The sequence below is a fragment of the Vibrio metoecus genome (genome assembly GCF_009665255.1).
In the GTDB taxonomy this organism is placed as follows: Bacteria; Pseudomonadota; Gammaproteobacteria; order Enterobacterales; family Vibrionaceae; genus Vibrio; species Vibrio metoecus_B.
Map to the genome: position 1 here is coordinate 936,792 of NZ_CP035686.1, position 19,538 is coordinate 956,329.

The following is a 19,538-nucleotide window of genomic DNA, read 5'->3' on the forward strand; positions in this document are numbered from 1 at the left end:
CAGTTCACAGTTCAAATCGAATGTTACATTAATCCAGTTATTGCATCTTTTGTCCTGTGTCTTGAAAGAGTATCGCTCGTTACTCTAGCGAGGCGCATCGGTATGGCAATGCCAATTCAAACAACAGTAAGGTAAAACAATTGTGGATATTACCCATCTGATCGAACCTGAAATCATCTGTTTAGATCTAAAAGCCAATAACAAAGAAGATGTTCTGATTGAGCTGGTTGAGTTGCTCGATAACGCAGGAAAGTTGACCGATAAGCAGCAATTTTTAAACGACATTTGGCGACGAGAAGAGATCGGAAATACAGGGTTTGAAGAAGGAATAGCCATTCCACACGCCAAAAGTGCTGCGGTGGCGTTGCCTGCAGTCGTCGTGGGTATTAGCCGCCAAGGGATCGATTACGGTGCAGAAGATGGTCAGCTTTCTGATGTGTTTTTTATGCTGGCATCACCGGATGGAGAAGATCATCACCACATTGAAGTATTGGCACAAATCTCCAGTAAATTGATTGAAGAGGGATTTGTTGAACAGCTTAAAGCCGCAGAAAGTGTTGAGCAGGCACTCGCCCTTTTCATTCACCCACACCATTCAACATTAAGCTCTACACCGGTAATGGATTATGCCGATTACCAGCCGCTAAGCCCAATGGCACAAAAATTAGCTCGCGTTAAAGAGCATCTATTGTTTGGTACCTCTCACATGATGCCGTTTATCGTGGCGGGTGGGGTATTACTCTCGCTTTCAGTGATGATGTCTGGTCACGGAGCGGTGCCAGAAGAGGGCGTGTTGGCGGATATCGCTCAAATGGGTATTGCCGGTTTAACCCTATTTACGGTGGTATTGGGTGGTTATATCGCTTACTCGATGGCAGATAAACCCGGTTTGGCCCCCGGCATGATTGGCACCTGGGTTGCGATAAACCAATATCAAACCGGCTTTATTGGCGCGATCATCGTGGGTTTTTTTGCAGGCTTTGTGGTTCGTCAACTGAAAAGAATCGCTCTCCCCGACAGCATGAGTTCGCTGGGTTCCATCTTCATCTATCCGCTGGTGGGGACGTTTGTAACCTGTGGTGCTGTGATGTGGTTAATCGGCGCACCGATTGCCAGCAGTATGCTGTGGCTCAATCAATTTCTGGCATCGATGGCCGATTCCGGCAAAGTGGTGCTCGGAGCGGTATTGGGGGCGATGACCGCTTTTGACATGGGCGGCCCAATCAATAAAGTCGCTACGCTGTTTGCCCAAACTCAAGTCAACACCCAACCTTGGCTAATGGGTGGGGTAGGCATTGCCATTTGTACCCCACCATTGGGGATGGCGCTTGCGACCTTATTGTCACCAAGTAAATTCAAGCGGGACGAACGTGAAGCCGGAAAAGCGGCGGGCATCATGGGTATGATTGGCATTAGTGAAGGGGCGATTCCGTTTGCCGCCGCTGATCCCGCGCGCGTACTCCCTGCAATTATTGCGGGTGGTATTGTTGGCAACGTGATTGGTTTTCTCTTTCAAGTGCTCAATCACGCCCCTTGGGGCGGTTGGATTGTGCTGCCTGTTGTGGACGGTAAGCTAGGGTATATTCTTGGCACTATCGCCGGTGCATTAACCACGGCACTGATTGCTATTGCCCTGAAGAAAACGGTGCACGAGCAGGACAATGAGCAGGGGCAGTCACTTGCTTTTTCATCGGTGATTGGAGAAGGGCAAGCCGACATTCTTGCCGTCACCTCGTGCCCTTCTGGCGTTGCTCATACGTTTTTAGCGGCTAAATCACTCGAAAAAGCCGCCTGTCTGGCGGGAGTGAAAATCAAAGTAGAAACACAAGGCGCCAACGGCATCATCAATCGAATCACGGCCAAAGATGTGCAACGAGCGAAGCTGGTGATTTTTGCGCACGATGTGGCGATTAAAGAACCAGAACGCTTCAAGCACATTAAAGTCATTGACGTGACAACGAAAGACGCGATTTTAAATGCCGCGGCATTGGTGCAGATAAAGCGATAACATTCTGAATCACTACACTTGAGATAGAAAAAGAGCCCTTTGGGGGAAAGGGCTCTGGGGGAGGAGCTTAAGGTTTAAGCTTGGATAAGTTCGGCGGCTTTTTTCATCGCCTCCTTGGTCGAACATTGGATGACTTTCGCGTTGGCAAAGCGGTGAGCATCTTTCACTTGAATATCGTGAGCGAGGATAACCAGCTTCGCATTGGCGATGTCTAAGTCAGTAATGCGGTTTTTAATGCCATTTTGACCTTGCGTTTCGACTTTGATTTTGATGCCAGCGGCTGCGCCTGCTTTTTCGAGCGCTTTGGCTGCCATAAAGGTGTGAGCAACGCCAGATGGGCAACAAGTGACAGCAACGATATCGTACTCGCCTTCGCCGGCTGCTGGAGCCGCTTGAGCTTGCATCGGTGCAGCTTCTGCGATTTCGTCTTCCACTTCTTCTTCCGCGACTGGTTTCCAGAAGCCAACGATGAGTGCAGTGGTGAGTGAGCCTAGTGCGATACCTACAACGTACATTGGGATGTTGCTTGATACCGGTGCTGTGATGAGACCGCCCCAAGGAGCATGAAGCAGAACGTTAGTCAGGAAGCCAAACACACAGCCAACGATACCACCAGCAACGATGGAAGGAAGAACGCGCATTGGGTCATTTGCTGCGAATGGGATAGCGCCTTCAGAGATACCGATAGAACCCATGATTGCTGCTGCTTTACCTGCTTCTTGTTCTTGTTTGGTGAATTTTTTCTTGAACAGGAACGTGGCTAGCGCCATGCCGAGAGGAGGCGTACAGATTGCGATGCCCACACCACCCATTAGCCATGGTTGAGTATCCACTTGAGTTTGAGCGAATAGCGTTGCGACCTTGTTGATTGGACCGCCCATATCGAATGCCGTCATACCACCAAGAATCGCACCTAACACCACTTTAGAAGCGCCAGCCATAGAAGCTAGGAATTCGTTCATAGACGCCATGAACAGCTTGATGGGTTCGCCGATACCCCATAAAACGATGCCTGCGGAGATAAGTGTACCGATAAGTGGGTAGATGAAGTAAGCGCCCAACGCAGTCATGTTAGCCGAAAGAGGGATCTTCTTAAGTTGGAATACCACACCACCGGCGATGAAGCCCGCTACGATACAACCAAGGAAACCGCCGCCCATATCCGCCATGATGCCAGAAGAGATCATCGCTGGCGCAAGAGCTGGTTTGTCTGCAATGGAATAACCGATGAAACCACCCAAAATAATCGGGAACAGCACCAGACCTTTAATACCGATATTGGAAATATCCGCTAATAAGCCATCGGCAGGAACGGCACCTTTGCCGGATGCCATTACCGCAAGTGCCAATAATACGCCGCCAGCAACAATAAATGGCAACATATGTGAGGTGCCAAATAAAAGGTGGCCTTTCATGGTACTGAGGAGTTTTTTGAAATCGCTACTATTATTGGTAGCTTGAGCGGTTAGGGTACTCATAATTTCACGCCTTATGATTGAATTAAAATATTAAGGATCTGATGTTCATTTTTTGCGTTATGAATATCTTCAATAAATTCTTCGCTAAATTTTCCGAATAATTCTTGAAGAACATAAATATGGTGGTCTGCGCCGTTGTCGGGAGAGGCAATCATGAAGAATACGGTCGGTTTGATGCCTTCTTCATCTCCATATTCAATGCCTTCGTGCTTTACACCAACAGCGATGGCAGGTTTTGTAACGGCTTTACTTTTTGAGTGTGGGTAGGCGATGCCGTCCATTGACGTGACACTTAATCTTTCACGTATTTCAATGTCGTTTAAAAAATCCTCTTTGTTACTGATGCGGTTATTCTCAAGTAACATTTGTGCCAATTCTGCAAAAACTTCATTTTTACTATTTGCTTGAAGGTTGCCTTTAATTAAATGGACGTTGGTGAGTTCGGTGATCATTTATTGGCTCATAAAGTATTTAACTGATGAGCTAAAAATTAATGGATGTTGGGTTTTGCCGAAATAGCAAAAATAATTCACTCGCTATAGATTTGTACCACACACAATTAAGTGTGATATTCGTCGTTCTATCCCCTTCCTACTTGAAGCTGCAGCGGTGTTGGCTACGTTCGTTCACCCCAATCACATAGTGTATCTATGCTCATGGGGATGAATTCACTTGCCGCCTACCTGCAACTCCAAGTAGTTTGGGTATATATATTTCCTTCTTGAAGCTGCAGCGGTGCCGGCTAAGTTCGTTCGCCTCAATCACATCGTTTATCTGTGCTAATAGGGATTAACTAACAGGCTGTTTCCCTACAACGCCAATTCGTAAAAACATTGGAATGGATCCAAAATGAAAAACCCAGCTTCGCTGAAACGAGGCTGGGTTTGGGGTATTAACTGAATATTAAGCTTTTAGAAGAAACCGAGAGGATTCACATCGTAGCTGATCAGTAAGTTTTTGGTGTTCTGGTAGTGGTTCAACATCATTTTATGGGTTTCACGCCCAATCCCCGATTTTTTATAGCCACCAAAGGCCGCATGCGCGGGGTAAGCGTGGTAACAGTTGATCCAGATCCTGCCTGCTTGAATATTTCTTCCCATACGGTAGGCGAGGTTTTGGTCACGAGTCCAAATACCTGCGCCGAGGCCGTATTCGGTATCGTTAGCCAATGCCAACGCTTCGGCTTCGTCTTTAAAAGAGGTAATGGCAATCACAGGACCAAAAATCTCTTCTTGGAAGACTCGCATTTTGTTGTGGCCTTGCAGTAGGGTCGGCTGAATATAGTAGCCTTGACCGAGTTCCCCTTCCTGTTTGGCAACGCCACCACCAAACAGCACTTTTGCGCCCTCCTGGCGGCCAATATCTAAGTAACTCAAGATCTTGTCAAACTGCTCTTGAGATGCCTGAGCGCCCACTTGAGTGTCGGTATCCAGTGGATTGCCTTGTTTGATGCCTTTCGCCCGCTCCGCGACTTTGGCCACAAAGCGATCGTAAATTGACTCATGAACCAGAACGCGAGAAGGGCAAGTACACACTTCACCTTGGTTGAAAAAGCCCAGCAGCGTGCCTTCGATACATTTCTCCAGATAGGTGTCTTCATAGTCAAAAATATCTGGGAAATAGATATTGGGAGACTTCCCACCGAGCTCTACGGTTGATGGAATTAAACTCTGCGCCGCACATTTGAGAATGTGTTGACCCACTTGGGTTGAGCCCGTAAACGCCAGTTTGGCAATACGTTGACTGGTGGCCAAGGCTTGGCCTGCTTCACTGCCAAAACCGTTGACCACGTTGATGACGCCTGCTGGGATGAGGTCGGCGATTTTCTCGATCAACACCAAGATCGAAGTGGGGGTTTGCTCGGCAGGTTTGAGTACCACACAGCAGCCTGCAGCAAGGGCTGGCGCTAACTTCCACGCCGCCATCAGCATTGGGAAATTCCAAGGAATGATTTGTCCCACCACTCCGATTGGCTCAGGAAAATGGTAACTGGCCGTGTGGCTATCGAGCTCAGCGGCGCTGCCTTCTTGAGCACGAATGCAACCTGCAAAATACCGGAAATGGTCAACCACCAGAGGGAGGTCGGCCGCTAGAGTTTCACGCACCGGTTTACCATTCTCCCAGCATTCCGCTACCGCAAGCTGCTCGATGTTTGCTTCAATTCGATCAGCAATTTTCAGTAGCAGGTTAGAGCGCTCAGTCACACTGGTTTTTGCCCATGCTTCACGCGCTTGATGTGCGGCATCTAACGCCAAATCAATATCTGCTTGGGTTGAGCGCGCGACTTGGCAATAAACCTGTCCATTGACGGGTGAAATATTACCAAAGTATTCGCCACTGACAGGTTTAACCCATTGGCCGCCAATGAAATTATCGTAATGGCTCTTGAAGGTGATAACGGCGTTGTCACTACCCGGTTGTGCATAAATCATAACTCGTCCTTTTGTTTTCGGTTTGGGTGTTACACAGTGTCGAAATGCACTGCTTTATCCCTTTCCTACTTGAAGTGGCTACTCCAAGTGGTTCGGGTATTCCAACGCTATAACGCAAATCACAGGCCAACATAAATGAACTTGTTGTTAATCTTGTGTAACGTTATGGTTAACAAAAGGATCGCAAGTAACAGACAAGGTTGCCGTACTCGATTGGATGATGTGTACGAGTGTTCAAGTGTTACAAAATGACACACCCAGAGTGTGAGGAAATGGAACAGTGATGCAACTTCAACAGCTTAGCCACGTTAATTGGCTGGTGAACTCTTGGCAGCGCAGTGAACAGGCGGGGTTGACCCAGCAGAGTCGTGCGCAAGATATTCGCTTGAGTGACAACAAACTTAAGGAGCGTCGCCAAGAGCTCGCGGGGCTGATTGATACGGTCAGCCGATTTGCTCTACCGCTGTTCTATCAACTGTTTGCACACAGTGACAGTCGTTTAATTTTGACCGATGAACACGGCGTGATCATCGGGAGTTGGGGGCAAGCGAGATTTCGTGAAAAACTGAGCCAAATCGCGCTAAGCTCCGGCGCATGTTGGCAAGAGCCGATCAAAGGTACCAACGCTATTGGCACGGCTTTGATTGAGCAAAAACCCATTTCGGTGATTGGTGAGCAGCACTTTATTCAGCATCATCACTTTATCAGTTGTTCCGCGAGCCCGATTTTTGATTACACCGGACAGTTGATCGGAGTGTTAGACATCACCAGCGAGCAGCAGAAACACACGCTTTCAACCCAAGTTGTGGTGCAGAATATGGTACAACTGGTTGAAAATCAGCTCCTTAACCAGATACCACATGGCCATGTACGAATCGATCTCGCCTGTGAACCCTCGTTATTGAGCAGTGGCTGGCAAGGCGTAATTATTGCGGATGAATCGGGCCAGATATTGGCGCATAACCAAGTCGCAGGTCAGTTATTAGCGCAAGGCAGAGTGATTGGTCAATCGGTGGAGCAGGTGCTGCCACGGCCACAGACGCATGCATCATTTATCTATACCACCACACCGCTACACTCCAAACAACATCGTACCCGCGCGTTAACCCCCGCCAGTGATCTGCATTTTGGGGATGCGGAGGTGGAGCGCTGCTGGCAACAGGCTAATCGGGTAATTGATAAAGATATCCGCTTGCTGATCCTTGGCCAAACTGGGGTGGGTAAAAATGAATTTGTTAAAGCGCTGCACAAAAATAGCCAGCGTAAAAACGGCCCTTTAGTCGCGGTAAATTGTGGTGCACTGGCAAAAGAGTTGGTGGAGGCCGAGCTGTTTGGTTATGTCGCTGGCGCCTTTACCGGAGCCAGTCATAAAGGATACCAAGGGAAAGTGCGTTTAGCCGACAAAGGCATTCTATTTCTAGATGAAATCGCCGATTTACCCTTAGATGCGCAAAGTCGCTTACTGCATGTGTTGCAAGACAAAACCGTGCTGCCAGTGGGTTCTAATCACGCCAGCAAAGTCGATATTCAGATTATCGCTGCAACTCACAAAAACCTTGAACAGTTGGTCACACAAGGGCTGTTTCGCCAAGATCTCTACTACCGACTCTGTGATTTGGTTGTCGAGCTGCCCAGCTTCCAGCAGCGTCAAGATAAACAAGCCCTGATCCACCATATTCATCGCCGCTACAGTGATCCTGGCCAACAAATTTGTGGTGACTTAATGCAAAGGCTACTCGCTTATCACTGGCCGGGTAATTTACGTGAACTGGATAGCCTAATCAAAGTCGCGAGTTTGATGGCCGAAGGCGAAGGGATACTCACTTTCAATCATCTGCCGACACATCTTGCCCAAAAACTCAGCCACGCGGCGCCTATCGCTGCGGAGGATGATCAACAGAAAGACATCAAATCCACGGTAGAAGCATCCTTACTCAAAACCTACCAAGCAACGCAGGGCAACATTAGTCAAACCTCGCGTTTGCTTGGGCTGAGCAGAAATACCATCTATCGCAAATTGAAAGCACTGGGGATACTGAAGTAAGATTGGCAGCTTCATCGCCTATTCCCATTTTCTGCCTGATGAAAGGCAGATTTTCACAGAGAACCCCCTAATGAACCAACAAGTTAATAACCCGCTGCACGGCCTAAGCCTAGAAAAAATCGTCACTCGCTTGGTGGAGCATTATGGCTGGAGTGGGTTACATCAGCGTATCAACATTAACTGCTTTGCAAATGACCCATCGATTAAATCATCGCTCAAGTTTTTGCGTAAAACTCAATGGGCGCGCGATAAGGTTGAGGCGCTGTATCTATCCACCTTTAGCTAATCTATCCACCTTTAGCTAATCCCTACGCTTTACCAAGGCAGCGCCTGAGCATCGTAGGCATAAAATCCGCCGCTTTGTTCAGGCGTTGCCGCTGCAATCAAACTAATCAAATCGTGCGCAACACGGGCGGGGCTGAACAGTTTCTCTGGGGCGACATTGCTGTGAAACGGCGCAGAGAGTTTGGTGTCGGTCGTGCCGGGATGCAGTGCCAACACCACGCCTTTTTTCAGTGAGCGTTGCCATTCAATCGCTAACGTTTTCAGCAGCATATTGAGCGCCGCTTTCGATGCTCGATAGCTGTACCAACCGCCGAGTTGGTTATCACTAATACTGCCGACCTTGGCGGAAAGCGTGGCAAACTTGGCCGCCTCACTCTGCTTCAGTTTGGCGGTGAAATGCTTGGCAAGCAGTAGGCTAGGCAAGGCATTGTGGGTCAGGTTGTAGAGGAAAAAATCCGCATCTAAGGCATTGAGGTTCTTTTCTGGTCCTTTACTTGCCGTATGCAGTACGCCGACACAGTTGATAAGCCAATCGACTCGGCTAAATTGCTCACTCAGGGCTTGTACCTGCGCTTCTTGGGTGGCATCGAGTGCGTGCCAAGTCAGCCGCGGGTGCTGCCACGTCGGCATAGTACTATGGTAAGTTGCATGCACGTTGGCCTTACTAAACCAGTTCAGCGCTTCTTGCACCATCGCCAAACCAATACCGCCGCTGCCACCGATGATCACGATATTCATGATGAGTTTTCCTTATTATGAGGATGATGGATAAGATGAGACGCGGTGGCGGCGATTGGCCAGTCAACCATATCGACACTGTCGAGCGTCAAATTTTCGAGAGCATTTAGCTTGTCACAATCCGTTCCGCACCATTTGGCAACGAACTCGCCCTTTGGATCGTAAGTGTGCGCCTGTTTTTCGAGGTTGAATTGCCGCGAGCCGCGTGGGTCGGCTCCGACTCCCGCCAAATACTGCCAGTTGCCCCAGTTGGATCCGACATCGTAATCCACTAACTGGGTTTCAAAATAAGCGGCACCATAGCGCCAATCTAAGCCTAGTTCGTGGACTAGGCAGCTGGCGACTAACTGTCGACCACGGTTGGACATGTAACCCGTTTGATTCAGTTGCCGCATACAAGCATTCACAATGGGGAAATGCGTTTCTCCGTGCTTCCAATGTAAAAAGCGCTGCGCATAGAAACTGGTGAGCGGTTTTTTCTCGCCAATCCCGGAGAAGCGAAACAGTTTTGCGCCATAGCGCCGCGCGTACCAGTAAAAATACTCACGCCACAGTAACTCAAAGAAAATCCAGTAGGTGGAATCGTTCGCGCCATGTACAGCTTCATAACGCTGCAACATGGCATAAATGGTTTTTGACGAAACCGCGCCGAGCGCGAGCCAAGGCGAAAACTTAGTGGAATAATCCATGCCGTCTAACCCATTGCGCGTCTCTTTATAGCGACTGGGGAGCATGGAGGAGAAATAGTTTTGGCAATGCGTCAGCCCTGCTTGCTCACCACCGACAAAGGCGCTGTGATTCGGCTCGGTAACAATGTCCATCAAAGGCAACTGCCAGCCTTGCTCAATGGGTGGCAAAACACGCGGATAACCCATCGGCGCAGAGAGGGAGAGCGTTTCTACTTGCTTACGAAATTGGGTAAAGGTGCTCGGTAGCGCCTCAAGTGCAAACGGCAACTGCGGCTCACTCAATAAGCTGTGCAGAGCTTGCTGATGGATGTGCGCAGAAGAAAAGTCCTGATGAATGCGCGCGATAGCTTGGCGTTCATCTGAGCCCGCCACTGCATCCACATAAATATCCGTAATCTCGACTTGAGTCAGTAGGTGGCGCAGCGCCTGATAGGGCAAAAGTGGCGTCACCCAAAGCTTTTGGCCTAGCGTACTGAGCGAATGATCTAAGTCAGCCAAGGTTTGGTTGAGAAACCTTTTTTTGGCTTCGCCCCATTGTGTTTGCTGGGCGTAGCGCGCCAAAAATGGCGTAATCGAGGGATAACAGTACAAACAGATCAAGCGATCCACTTGCTGCGAGGCTTGCTCAAGTAGCGGGTTATCGTTCACTCGTAAATCGTTGGTAAACCAGTACAGGCCAATTTTTTTACTCAAGTTCCACTCTCAATACCGATGATGGGGTTAATGAGCGTTTATACGGTCAAAGGGATTGAGCGATCACGCGCTGCGGTTGCGGTAATGGGATTGATCCTCGAAAAGAGAGTGTGCGTAACAGATTGCAATGATGAATCTGAGGTCAATAGCCATGAATAAGCCAGATCTGGTGATCTTTTTTGATGGACAATGTCCGCTCTGTTGTAACGAGATGCGCGCATTAAAAACGGCGGATCACCAAGCGCGAATTTTGCTGGTGGATGTGCATGATACGGGTACGATGTCCTGCTACCCATCGATCGATAAACAACGTGTATTGTCTATCTTGCACGGTATCGATCAGCAAGGACAACTTTTATATGGCTTAGACGTGACAGTGCTTGCATGGCGTTTGGTCAACCGACATCGCTGGCTTTTCATTACTCGTCTGACGATTTTAAAGGGGATCAGTGATCGAATGTATCTCCTGTTTGCCAAACACAGAATGCGCCTCTCGCGCTGGTTTGGCCAAACCCAATGCCAAGAGGGGGGTTGTCAAAAGAAATAGATTTGGTGACTTTACCTCCTAACTACAGCCCCCTAATAGCTTATATATGAATTGGTTTTTAAATAACGGTGTAGAATATAAGTGCGGCGTTGAGCCTTGAATCAAGAATAACTAAGTAGGAATCAATGGAAAAAATTGCCATTTTGGTCGATGTACAAAACGTGTATTACACCTGCCGCGAGCAATATGGCCGGCACTTTGACTACAACCAGTTTTGGTCGCAAGTGACGCAAAATCGTACGGTAGTGAAAGCTAATGCCTATGCGATTGCCAGTAAAGATCCGCAGCAGAGGCAATTTCATCATATTTTACGAGGGATTGGCTTTGAGGTGATGCTAAAACCTTTTATCCAGCGCAGTGATGGTAGCGCGAAAGGGGATTGGGATGTCGGGATTGCCCTTGATGGCTATGAATTAGCTCAGGAGGTAGACACCTTGGTGCTCGTTTCTGGGGATGGTGATTTTGAGCCTTTGGTGACCAGAATTGCGCAACGCTTTCAGGTTAAGGTTGAAGTGTATGGCGTGCCGAAACTGACCGCACAACATTTAATCGATGTCGCCAGTCAATTTCACCCGATTGAGCATCGTCTATTACTGTAATGCGCTATTGCTCAGCGAGGGCTCCGTAGGGTTTGAATCGCGGGTTCCAAGCTCGGGATTCGCTTCTTGTTCTGCCGCGAGTTTAGCCCGATCCGCTTTAGAAATATAACGAGGCTTATTGCTCGGGTGCAATTTCGCATGTTGCTTTTTAAGGCGTTTTTGTAATGTCTGATTAATTTTCTTTTTACGGTTCATCGGGTTGTGCTCGAAACAGGCTAAAGGATGATTAGGGATTATCGTCTTGCGATTTGAACAAGCGCAGTGTTTGCTGCGCTTGTTTGCTCTGAGCCGCGTAGTGTAACTGTATCGAGTGGGTAACATCAACGGTTTACTTGGCCGGAGTAGAGTTCGTGATCTAAAGAATCTAGGCCATTATTCTGCTAAGAAAAAAGGCGATAAACGCAATGGCTTCATGATTCGCTGTTTCTCTTTTGAACAGTATTTCGACAGGATGTCGATCTGCACGAGTTGAATCGTCGTGAGGATCTCGACGGTGAGGGCAACTCGCTCTGCTTTTTGTGGAGTTTTCAAACGACGAATTCTCGTGCTCAGATCATGACAAAGTGGTGGACAACGGAATATTGTGGTCGGGATCCACAATCATCGCCACTTCCTTATACAAGCCACATATAGCTTTTTGACAACAATTATGTGGTTTTGCATGCAAATGTCTACCCAAGATAAGCAGAGTGTTTGTCAATGTGAGTACTGGTTTGAAACGGTTGACGAGAAATAAGCTGATAGCATCATTTGATGTGCTATCAGCTTTAACACGTTAAGCTGCTCTTAGTTTTGCGATAAGGTCAGCTTCTGTTTTAGCAATGTGATAGGCATACGAAGAATTCGCATATTTGAATTATCCGTTTCAACAATGACAATCGCATTTTCCGAATCCAATTGATAAATATCAGAATATGCCGATGCACCATTAACAAGTTGAATTGGTCCTTTCCATGTCACTCCTTCATCGAAGCTAAACCATAAGCCTAGATTTTGCCTGCCATTTGTCCCCGCAGGGTTTCCTTGTGGGTTAGTAAAGAGTAAGAAATGGCTACCGTCACTTTGCTCGAACCGAGTAATAGAAGCATCAACGGTACCAGTACTGATATTGCTAAAGGCGTTAGCGTTGTTAGCCTCAAGTAGGCTCCACGTGATTCCACCATCTTTACTCAAAAATTGCTGGCGTGGGCTATAGTTCACACCATTAACGATTTGGTTAAAATCAAGGCGTGCAGTAAGGAGTAGATCACCGTTTTGGAGCTCAACCATATCAGCTTCACTAGGTTCGAGAGTTTCTAGGATACTCGAACTCTTCCAGCGAAAAGGGATAGGGAGTGTTGAACCGGTTTGCCAGTTTGAACCGCCATCATCACTGTAAATAGACATGACGTTCAAGAAGAAACGATCAAGCACAATCGCTGGGTAGATCAAGCGGCCGTTTTGGCTGCCACTGATATTTTGTTGTCGAGTAAGGGTGATGCCATGACCCGGTCCTGGGTTGACACTGGCATTCCCATACAAACTCATGGTGTTGCCCGTTTTAATTTTTGTCCAACCAAGCTTTTCAAGGTCTTTCTCTACTTCAGGGGTTTGCTGTGCCAAATAGAAAGCATCAAACTCCACGAGGTTTTGGCCTTGTTGTGTGAGAGCAATGTTTTGCACATGCAGTCTGCCATCAATTTGGGCATCCGCATTACCAAACTGAATGTTGTTCTCCTGCGATACTTCGCCAGCCCAAGTGGTGATTGGCTGACCATCCACGAATAACGTTGTAGTGCGATTTAACGCCGAATATTGAAGTTCGTAGTCATGGAAAGAGTGAACCTTTGCGTGTTCAGATTGCAGGATAATCGGAGAACTAACACCATTTAGATTAGCGACCAGACTGCCTGATTCATCAATACTCAGTGTGAAAACATATTTTCGGCCACCATCGGCAACTTGTATCTGGTTCGCAGCACCATCAACAATTCGGATCTTAGCGTGTGACTGCCAGTCTTGCTGGCTATTTAGGCTGGTATTTCGGCGATACAGCTCTGAACCACCCCAACCAGCAATTTGGAAACTGCGTTCTTTCACCTGATCGGTAACATCGATAGGCGCTTGCCAATTCCCTGATGCAACATTATAGACGCTGTAAAAAATACCATTTGGCATCCATGGTTTTATTCGATCTCCGTTTTGTGCGGCATCGGTCGGCCATCGAGCATAAGAGACAAGAACCGTATTAGAGGAAGGATCATAGATAGGCCGAGGATCAGAGAAATCAAACTCATCACTGACATTGATTTGCTCAGTGAGGTTGAGCTCGGTATCCCAAGTTATGCCGCCATCTCGTGAGGTACGAGTGATTATGTCATTGGTATTACTTAGAGCACCGGGGTCGCCACCGCCGACACGTTTCTCTGCAAATGCGGTTACCACCCCTGGTGTTACGCTACTTGCTACAATGGATGGTATACGGTCTGGGCCTCTGAAGATAACGTCGCCTTGAATTTCAAACTTAATATCCCGATAGGCGGCGACACCATCCGTATTTGATGAGCCATTCCCCCATACGATCATATTTTGTTTTGATGCAGTAGGCTGGATGTTGTCACGAATGAGTTTGCCATCGAAGTAAAAGCTAGCGGATGGGTTACTTCCAGGAAAGAAAACCAATTCAAATTTATGATATTCCGTTGCTGCAGTGCCGGTTGCCAAAACGGTACGTCCAGTTTGCCCTTCAAATTCAACAACCAAGTTACCACTGCTGTCTAATGAAATGATGGGTAAGACACGCTGAGTGCCGTTGGCGTAGTAGTTTGTGATCATTCCACCACTGAGCACTTTCATTTCTGTCGTCATTCGCCAACCGAAACTTGATGCTTGGGCATGTTGATTAGTAGAGAGAGAATATGTCCATTGAGCTCTCCCTCCATTACCTTGCACCAACCAAGCGGGCATTCCATCTGCATTGGTTAAAACACCACTGCCATTATTCGTGTTGTCTTGCATCCATCCCTGCTTGGCAGGGCTGTCAAACTCAGTGTCACCCGTTGCGTTATAGTCAAAAAGTGCGGCGTTTGAGCTTGTCGCCATACCGAACATAGCAAGCATTAAAGCGGTTTTCTTTACGTTTTTGAAACGCATATCTACTCCCTTTATATTAGAATCTGTTTCCTTGTGAATCGATGCTCTTCTTCGTTGTGAAGTCATCTTGATTGACAAGTCTCCATCGAATGTAAGGCTTGGAAACGTTCACATTTCCAGTTGTAGATTCTCATTAAAAAATATTTTCTTCATGAACTACGATCGCAAAAAAAATAATTTCCAAAATGTTTTTGTGTGTTGTTTAATCGATGAGACATCAACACGTTGCAGTTATGTTCGTACTTAGATGTGTGTAGTTGGGTTAGAGGAAGCTACGGAAGTCGGAATAACGGTGACGGAAGTGCAGTTAATGCCTAAAGGCATATAGATTTTTTGGGAAGAGCTATTCCAATGATCTCTGCTGAACATTGGAATAGTGAAAGATCTGGTCAATAACGGATTGGCATGTTTGATCGGTAGCTCAGTTGTAGAGTACGCCTTCACTGACTACAGCCAAGCTTTCATATTTGGAGTTTAATACAGTGGCGGCGGCTCGATAATTGGGCTTTAGTTGCCCTAAATCATCACAATGGATTGCTTGAGCCGGATAAGACGAGGCCATTCTTAGTGCTTCATCTTCCGCGATTCCCCAACGAATAACATTGGCAACCGATTCATCCATCCCGATGTGTGCTCCCGCAAGGTTGCCTCGGCTATTAACCAGTTTATTATCGATGACGCGAATGGTTTCCCCATCCAATTCAAACTGGTTAGTCACACTGCCAAGGCTAGCCATGGCATCGGTAACAATAAGAAGTTTGTCTTTAGGTTTGATTCGCTTAGCGAGTAAAAAGCTTTGTGGATGGACATGAATTCCATCAGTTATTACTGAACACCAAGCATGATCGGTATTCAATGCTGTACCGACAACTCCGGGTTCACGACTCTCAAAAGGCGACATGGCATTAAATAAGTGGGTAAATCCATCAATGAGAGCTAACTTCTCAGTGGTTAATTGGGCTGTAGTGGCATTACTGTGACCACACGAGAAAGTAACATGATGATCCTTTAACCACTTTAGTGAGTCGATGGAGAGGTTTTCAGCCGCGACCGTTACAAGAACTTTGCCTTTGGTTGGCCAGTGAAACTGTGAAAGTTGTTCGGGTGTCGGGGAATAGAACAGATCTGGGTTATGAGCGCCTTTCTTTTCTGGGTTTAACCAAGGCCCCTCTAAGTGAATACCCAACACACCCGAGACTTGATTTTCGATTGCAGATTGAATGGCATCAAGTGCACGGTTGATGTGTTCCGGTGTTGCACTGATTAAGGTTGGAAGCAGATAGGCGGTGCCGTGAGTTCTGTGTGCTCGGCAGATCGAATCAATACCCGCAAGAGTCATGTCATTATTGAACATGACATCGCCACCGCCATTAACTTGTAAGTCAATGAATCCTGGAGCGATCAATGCACCATCAAAATGTTGATGCTCAATATCCTCCGTCAGAGACTCAATAGGAACAATGGAGTGAATGTGTGAACCTTCCCAAACCATTGCCGCATTCTCGTAATACTGAATTCCATCAAAAAGCCGTGTGGCTGAAATTGCCTTTAATGCCATCGTTTACTCCTTAAACTGAAATGCTGCTCCGAGTAGGCAAGCATCATAATCGCCATGAGCAGGAATGACAGGGATGTGAAATACGGATGGCCTAGATTGAATAGCTTTGTTGAGGCGTTCAAGGTAGCCCTCTGCGAGACCAATTCCACCACCCAAAACAATAATATCCAGATCTAAGCATGCTTTAAGATTACAGCATAATGTGGCTACTGCTTGCACACTTCGATTGATGATCGCTTCTGCTTTCGGGTTGAACGCTGCTTGCTTAAATAACTCAACATTGCTCATTGTCTCGGTAAAAGTGGTTTCGCTCTCTTTTTGAATCGCGTTACCTGAAGCCATGGACTCAACACAACCTCGCTGACCACATCCGCATAATGGACCTTCAATGGCCACCGACATGTGACCTATGTGTCCCGCTAAACCGCTGTTTCCTTTGTGAAGCTTGCCATCAATGATGATTCCGCCACCAACCCCTGTTGAAACCGTAATAAAAGCCATATTTAAGCTAGGATTTTTTAACTGCACAAATTCAAACCATGCCGCGGCCTGTGCATCATTAAGAATGGAGACTGGTTTATTAGTGAGTTGTTCTAGCGTTTGAGCTAATGGAAAAGGTACAGGGAAATTAAGAGTCTCTGGATTTATCGATGTGATGCCTTCTGGCGTTACATAACCTGTTGTTGATACGCCTACATAATCGATAGAAGGGAGCCATTCAGTGACCTTTTCGAGAATCGCTTGAACAAACTTGGTGACGTCCTGCACCACAGGCGTTGCTATCTGGTAACGCTGTATGATCGTACCTTCTTCTACAATCGCTAATGCTATTTTTGTTCCGCCGATATCGATGGCTAGTGTGCGCATTTCCTTTCTCCCGCAGCTTGGGTTGCGTTATTGAACCATTGAGTAACCACTTCTAATCGAGTCAATGCAGAACCAACCGTTACGGCAACCGCACCAGACTCAATAGCTTTCGCTGCTAACTCAGGCGTATTGTATCGACCTTCCGCCATGGTAAAAAAGCCGGCTTCAGAAAACGCTTTCACAAGTTGGAAATCTGGAACCGTGGGCTCAATATCTCCGACATAGCCTGACAGTGTTGATCCAACAATTTCAACACCTTGTGAGTTAGCCCATAATCCATCCTCGAATGTGGAGCAATCGGCCATCGCAAAACATCCCGTGTTTTTGATTGCTTGCGCAATACGTTCTCGACTTTCAGGGCGTGTTCTATCGGTGGCATCAAAAGCAATGACCGTTGCGCCAGCATTTGCTAAGCCATCAACATCTGAAACAAAAGGAGTGATTCGAATTGGGCTATCAGGCAAGTCACGCTTAACGATACCTATAATCGGAATTGTTACTGCGGCGGATACAGCAGCCACGTTATTCACACCTTCAATGCGCAGCGCTTTTGCACCCGCTTGTTCGACGGCGATCGCCATCGCCACAATGAAATCTGTTTTATCGAGTGGGCTGCCTGTTACAGGTTGTATGGAAACGACAGTTTGGCCGTTTAAAAATCGCTTTAACTCTTCGATATTCAAAAAATTCTTTCTCACGACGGGCCTCATTTTTCTTTTCTAAAAACGTTTTTAATTCCTGACTTGATGAACAAAAGGACTCTTGTAACCAAATTTTGTTCGCCATCACACTTTGAAAAAAGGTGGTTTGAAAATAATCTCCACCGCAATGATAATTCATAACGAAGATTTTTTTCAAACGAAATAAAAGTTTTTTTTGAAAATGGTGAGACAAGGCGTAACAGGAAAGAACAAAGGGAAAAATATGAAAACCATTAATAAGATTACTATCGCAATACTTACTTTGAGTGCTGCTGCTTCTGTCAATGCTGCGACGACTTTAAAGATGGGGATGCAAGCTTCTGTGGGGTCTGTAGAGTATAACTCGGCAAAAATGCTTGCCGACACATTAGAAGAAATGAGTCAAGGAGAGATCAAACTCGCTTTGTACCCAAGCGCCCAGCTTGGTGATGATCGTGCCATGCTTCAGCAATTGACGCTGGGAGATCTCGATATAACTTATGCTGAGTTTGGTCGTATGGGGCTTTGGATACCGCGAGCAGAAGCGGTCATGCTCCCTTATGTTGCGAAAGATTTTGACCATTTACGCCGCATGTTTGAATCTGACTTTGGTCAAGGTGTTCGTGATGAAATGCTCCAGAAGTTCAACTGGCGTGCTTTGGACACTTGGTATAACGGTACCCGTGAAACCACTTCAAACCGTCCCCTCAATTCGATTGAAGATTTTAAAGGGTTAAAACTTCGAGTCCCGAATGCTAAGCAAAACCTCAATTACGCAAAGCTGTCTGGTGCCTCGCCAACCCCCATGTCATTCTCTGAAGTTTATTTAGCGCTGCAGACCAATGCCGTAGATGGGCAAGAAAACCCGCTACCAACAATTAAAACAATGAAGTTCTATGAAGTTCAAAAGAACTTAGCCATGACACATCATATTGTTAACGATCAAATGGTGATCATTTCAGAATCTACTTGGCAGAAGCTTTCTGATGTGGATAAAGACATCATTCAGAAAGCCGTGCAGAAAGTGGGAGATGCTCATACACAGACCGTTAAAACTCAAGAGGCAGAATTGGTCTCCTTCTTCAAGAGTGAAGGTATCAACGTGACTTACCCAGATCTGGAGCCATTCCGAGAAGCGATGCAACCACTTTACAAGGAGTTTGACAGTAACATCGGTCAGCCGATTGTGTCGAAATTGGCAGCAATGTAAAGGGTAGGGTTCTCTGTCTCATTAAATTAGCTGGCTAGGACTGGTCAGCTATGGAGTTTAAGATGTTACGTAAGATAATTAATAATATTGAAGAAATCATTACTGTGCCTCTAATGGCGGCCTTGCTTGCTGTTTTGACTTGGCAAATTGGTACCCGTTGGCTTCTCAATGATCCTTCTTTGTGGAGTGAAGAGCTTGCCCGATTACTCTTCATGTATATGTGTTTAGTGGGATGTGCTATCGCCATTAAACGAAGTTCTCACGTCAATATCACTTTTTTCTCTGACAAACTTCCTGAAAAGGCGCGCTTGTCTTTAGTCCTATCGTTAGAGATTGCCGTGCTGGTTTCTATTGGTGCAATCATTGTGCTCGGCTATCAACATGCCCAGCGTAATGCATTCTTTGAATTGATCACATTAGGGATATCGAGTAGCTGGATGAATTATAGCTTACCTGTGGGTGGCGTGTTTATGGTGTTTAGACAACTCGAAAAAATCTTTAACCTTATGAAGCTGCTACTGGGTGTTAGCTCATCTGCTTCATTAATTGATCAGCAAGTAACGGAGAGGTAGTAGGAC

19 protein-coding genes are annotated in these 19,538 nt (G+C 46.7%); 8 read left to right on the forward strand and 11 right to left on the reverse strand.

The annotated features are described in order from the left end of the window. The first annotated feature begins 142 nt into the window (after positions 1–142). Positions 143–2,008 carry a fructose-specific PTS transporter subunit EIIC gene (locus EPB59_RS04405; protein WP_154171651.1) on the forward strand — a complete coding sequence of 622 codons (1,866 nt, stop codon included), beginning with the start codon at positions 143–145 and terminating at the stop codon, positions 2,006–2,008. Between the two features lie 74 nt (positions 2,009–2,082). Here EPB59_RS04405 and EPB59_RS04410 read toward each other — a convergent pair whose 3' ends face one another. The 3 genes from EPB59_RS04410 to exaC all read right to left on the reverse strand — a co-directional run bounded on the left by EPB59_RS04410 (position 2,083) and on the right by exaC (position 5,918). Continuing rightward, positions 2,083–3,486, reverse strand: coding sequence for a fructose-specific PTS transporter subunit EIIC (locus EPB59_RS04410; RefSeq protein WP_154171652.1), 1,404 nt, complete (start codon positions 3,484–3,486; stop codon positions 2,083–2,085). 11 nt (positions 3,487–3,497) lie between these two features. Further along, a complete protein-coding gene (locus EPB59_RS04415) occupies positions 3,498–3,938 on the reverse strand; it encodes a PTS sugar transporter subunit IIA (protein WP_000627278.1) in 441 nt (146 codons plus the stop codon). Between the two features lie 459 nt (positions 3,939–4,397). Beyond that, positions 4,398–5,918: an acetaldehyde dehydrogenase ExaC gene (exaC, locus tag EPB59_RS04420; RefSeq protein WP_154171653.1), complete on the reverse strand. Its 1,521-nt coding sequence runs from the start codon at positions 5,916–5,918 to the stop codon at positions 4,398–4,400. 283 nt (positions 5,919–6,201) lie between these two features. Between exaC and EPB59_RS04425 the strand changes: the two genes are divergently transcribed. Further along, positions 6,202–7,962, forward strand: coding sequence for a sigma-54-dependent Fis family transcriptional regulator (locus EPB59_RS04425; RefSeq protein WP_195707053.1), 1,761 nt, complete (start codon positions 6,202–6,204; stop codon positions 7,960–7,962). Positions 7,963–8,032: 70 nt separating this feature from the next. After that, a complete protein-coding gene (locus EPB59_RS04430; RefSeq protein ID WP_001076091.1) occupies positions 8,033–8,248 on the forward strand; it encodes a VF530 family DNA-binding protein in 216 nt (71 codons plus the stop codon). Between the two features lie 29 nt (positions 8,249–8,277). Here EPB59_RS04430 and EPB59_RS04435 read toward each other — a convergent pair whose 3' ends face one another. Then, positions 8,278–8,985 (reverse strand): SDR family oxidoreductase, encoded by a 708-nt coding sequence (locus tag EPB59_RS04435; RefSeq protein WP_154171655.1) that lies wholly within the window; start codon positions 8,983–8,985, stop codon positions 8,278–8,280. Then, positions 8,982–10,367 carry a DASH family cryptochrome gene (locus EPB59_RS04440; RefSeq protein WP_154171656.1) on the reverse strand — a complete coding sequence of 462 codons (1,386 nt, stop codon included), beginning with the start codon at positions 10,365–10,367 and terminating at the stop codon, positions 8,982–8,984. The genes EPB59_RS04435 and EPB59_RS04440 overlap by 4 nt, the downstream gene beginning before the upstream one ends. 30 nt (positions 10,368–10,397) lie before the next feature. On the opposite strand from EPB59_RS04440, the gene EPB59_RS18835 reads away from it, so the two are divergent. From EPB59_RS18835 to EPB59_RS04450, 3 genes are all read left to right on the forward strand, one after another. Then, positions 10,398–10,526 (forward strand): hypothetical protein, encoded by a 129-nt coding sequence (locus tag EPB59_RS18835; protein WP_001891361.1) that lies wholly within the window; start codon positions 10,398–10,400, stop codon positions 10,524–10,526. Beyond that, positions 10,519–10,914 (forward strand): thiol-disulfide oxidoreductase DCC family protein, encoded by a 396-nt coding sequence (locus EPB59_RS04445; RefSeq protein WP_195707054.1) that lies wholly within the window; start codon positions 10,519–10,521, stop codon positions 10,912–10,914. The genes EPB59_RS18835 and EPB59_RS04445 overlap by 8 nt, the downstream gene beginning before the upstream one ends. A gap of 125 nt (positions 10,915–11,039) precedes the next feature. After that, complete coding sequence (locus EPB59_RS04450; RefSeq protein ID WP_019828244.1) at positions 11,040–11,513, forward strand: NYN domain-containing protein; 474 nt, start codon at positions 11,040–11,042, stop codon at positions 11,511–11,513. Here the strand turns inward: EPB59_RS04450 and EPB59_RS04455 are convergent. The 6 genes from EPB59_RS04455 to EPB59_RS04475 all read right to left on the reverse strand — a co-directional run bounded on the left by EPB59_RS04455 (position 11,505) and on the right by EPB59_RS04475 (position 17,780). Beyond that, positions 11,505–11,708 carry a DUF2986 domain-containing protein gene (locus EPB59_RS04455; RefSeq protein ID WP_154171658.1) on the reverse strand — a complete coding sequence of 68 codons (204 nt, stop codon included), beginning with the start codon at positions 11,706–11,708 and terminating at the stop codon, positions 11,505–11,507. The two genes, EPB59_RS04450 and EPB59_RS04455, sit on opposite strands and share 9 nt — an antisense overlap. Before the next feature lie 177 nt (positions 11,709–11,885). Then, a complete protein-coding gene (locus tag EPB59_RS18410) occupies positions 11,886–12,044 on the reverse strand; it encodes a hypothetical protein (protein ID WP_195707055.1) in 159 nt (52 codons plus the stop codon). Between the two features lie 255 nt (positions 12,045–12,299). Next, positions 12,300–14,645 carry a sialidase family protein gene (locus EPB59_RS04460; protein WP_195707056.1) on the reverse strand — a complete coding sequence of 782 codons (2,346 nt, stop codon included), beginning with the start codon at positions 14,643–14,645 and terminating at the stop codon, positions 12,300–12,302. A gap of 421 nt (positions 14,646–15,066) precedes the next feature. Continuing rightward, positions 15,067–16,203 (reverse strand): N-acetylglucosamine-6-phosphate deacetylase, encoded by a 1,137-nt coding sequence (gene nagA, locus EPB59_RS04465; protein ID WP_154171660.1) that lies wholly within the window; start codon positions 16,201–16,203, stop codon positions 15,067–15,069. A 3-nt stretch (positions 16,204–16,206) separates the two neighbouring features. After that, positions 16,207–17,070 carry an N-acetylmannosamine kinase gene (locus EPB59_RS04470; protein WP_154171661.1) on the reverse strand — a complete coding sequence of 288 codons (864 nt, stop codon included), beginning with the start codon at positions 17,068–17,070 and terminating at the stop codon, positions 16,207–16,209. Continuing rightward, complete coding sequence (locus tag EPB59_RS04475) at positions 17,058–17,780, reverse strand: putative N-acetylmannosamine-6-phosphate 2-epimerase (protein ID WP_001889711.1); 723 nt, start codon at positions 17,778–17,780, stop codon at positions 17,058–17,060. Before EPB59_RS04475 ends, EPB59_RS04470 begins: the two co-directional genes overlap by 13 nt. Positions 17,781–17,994: 214 nt before the next feature. On the opposite strand from EPB59_RS04475, the gene siaP reads away from it, so the two are divergent. Both siaP and siaQ read left to right on the forward strand, forming a co-directional pair. Continuing rightward, positions 17,995–18,960, forward strand: coding sequence for a sialic acid TRAP transporter solute-binding subunit SiaP (gene siaP, locus EPB59_RS04485; RefSeq protein ID WP_154171662.1), 966 nt, complete (start codon positions 17,995–17,997; stop codon positions 18,958–18,960). Between the two features lie 50 nt (positions 18,961–19,010). Next, entirely contained in the window at positions 19,011–19,532 is a 522-nt protein-coding gene (gene siaQ / locus EPB59_RS04490) for a sialic acid TRAP transporter small permease SiaQ (RefSeq protein ID WP_154171663.1), read from the forward strand. Positions 19,533–19,538: the final 6 nt, after the last annotated feature.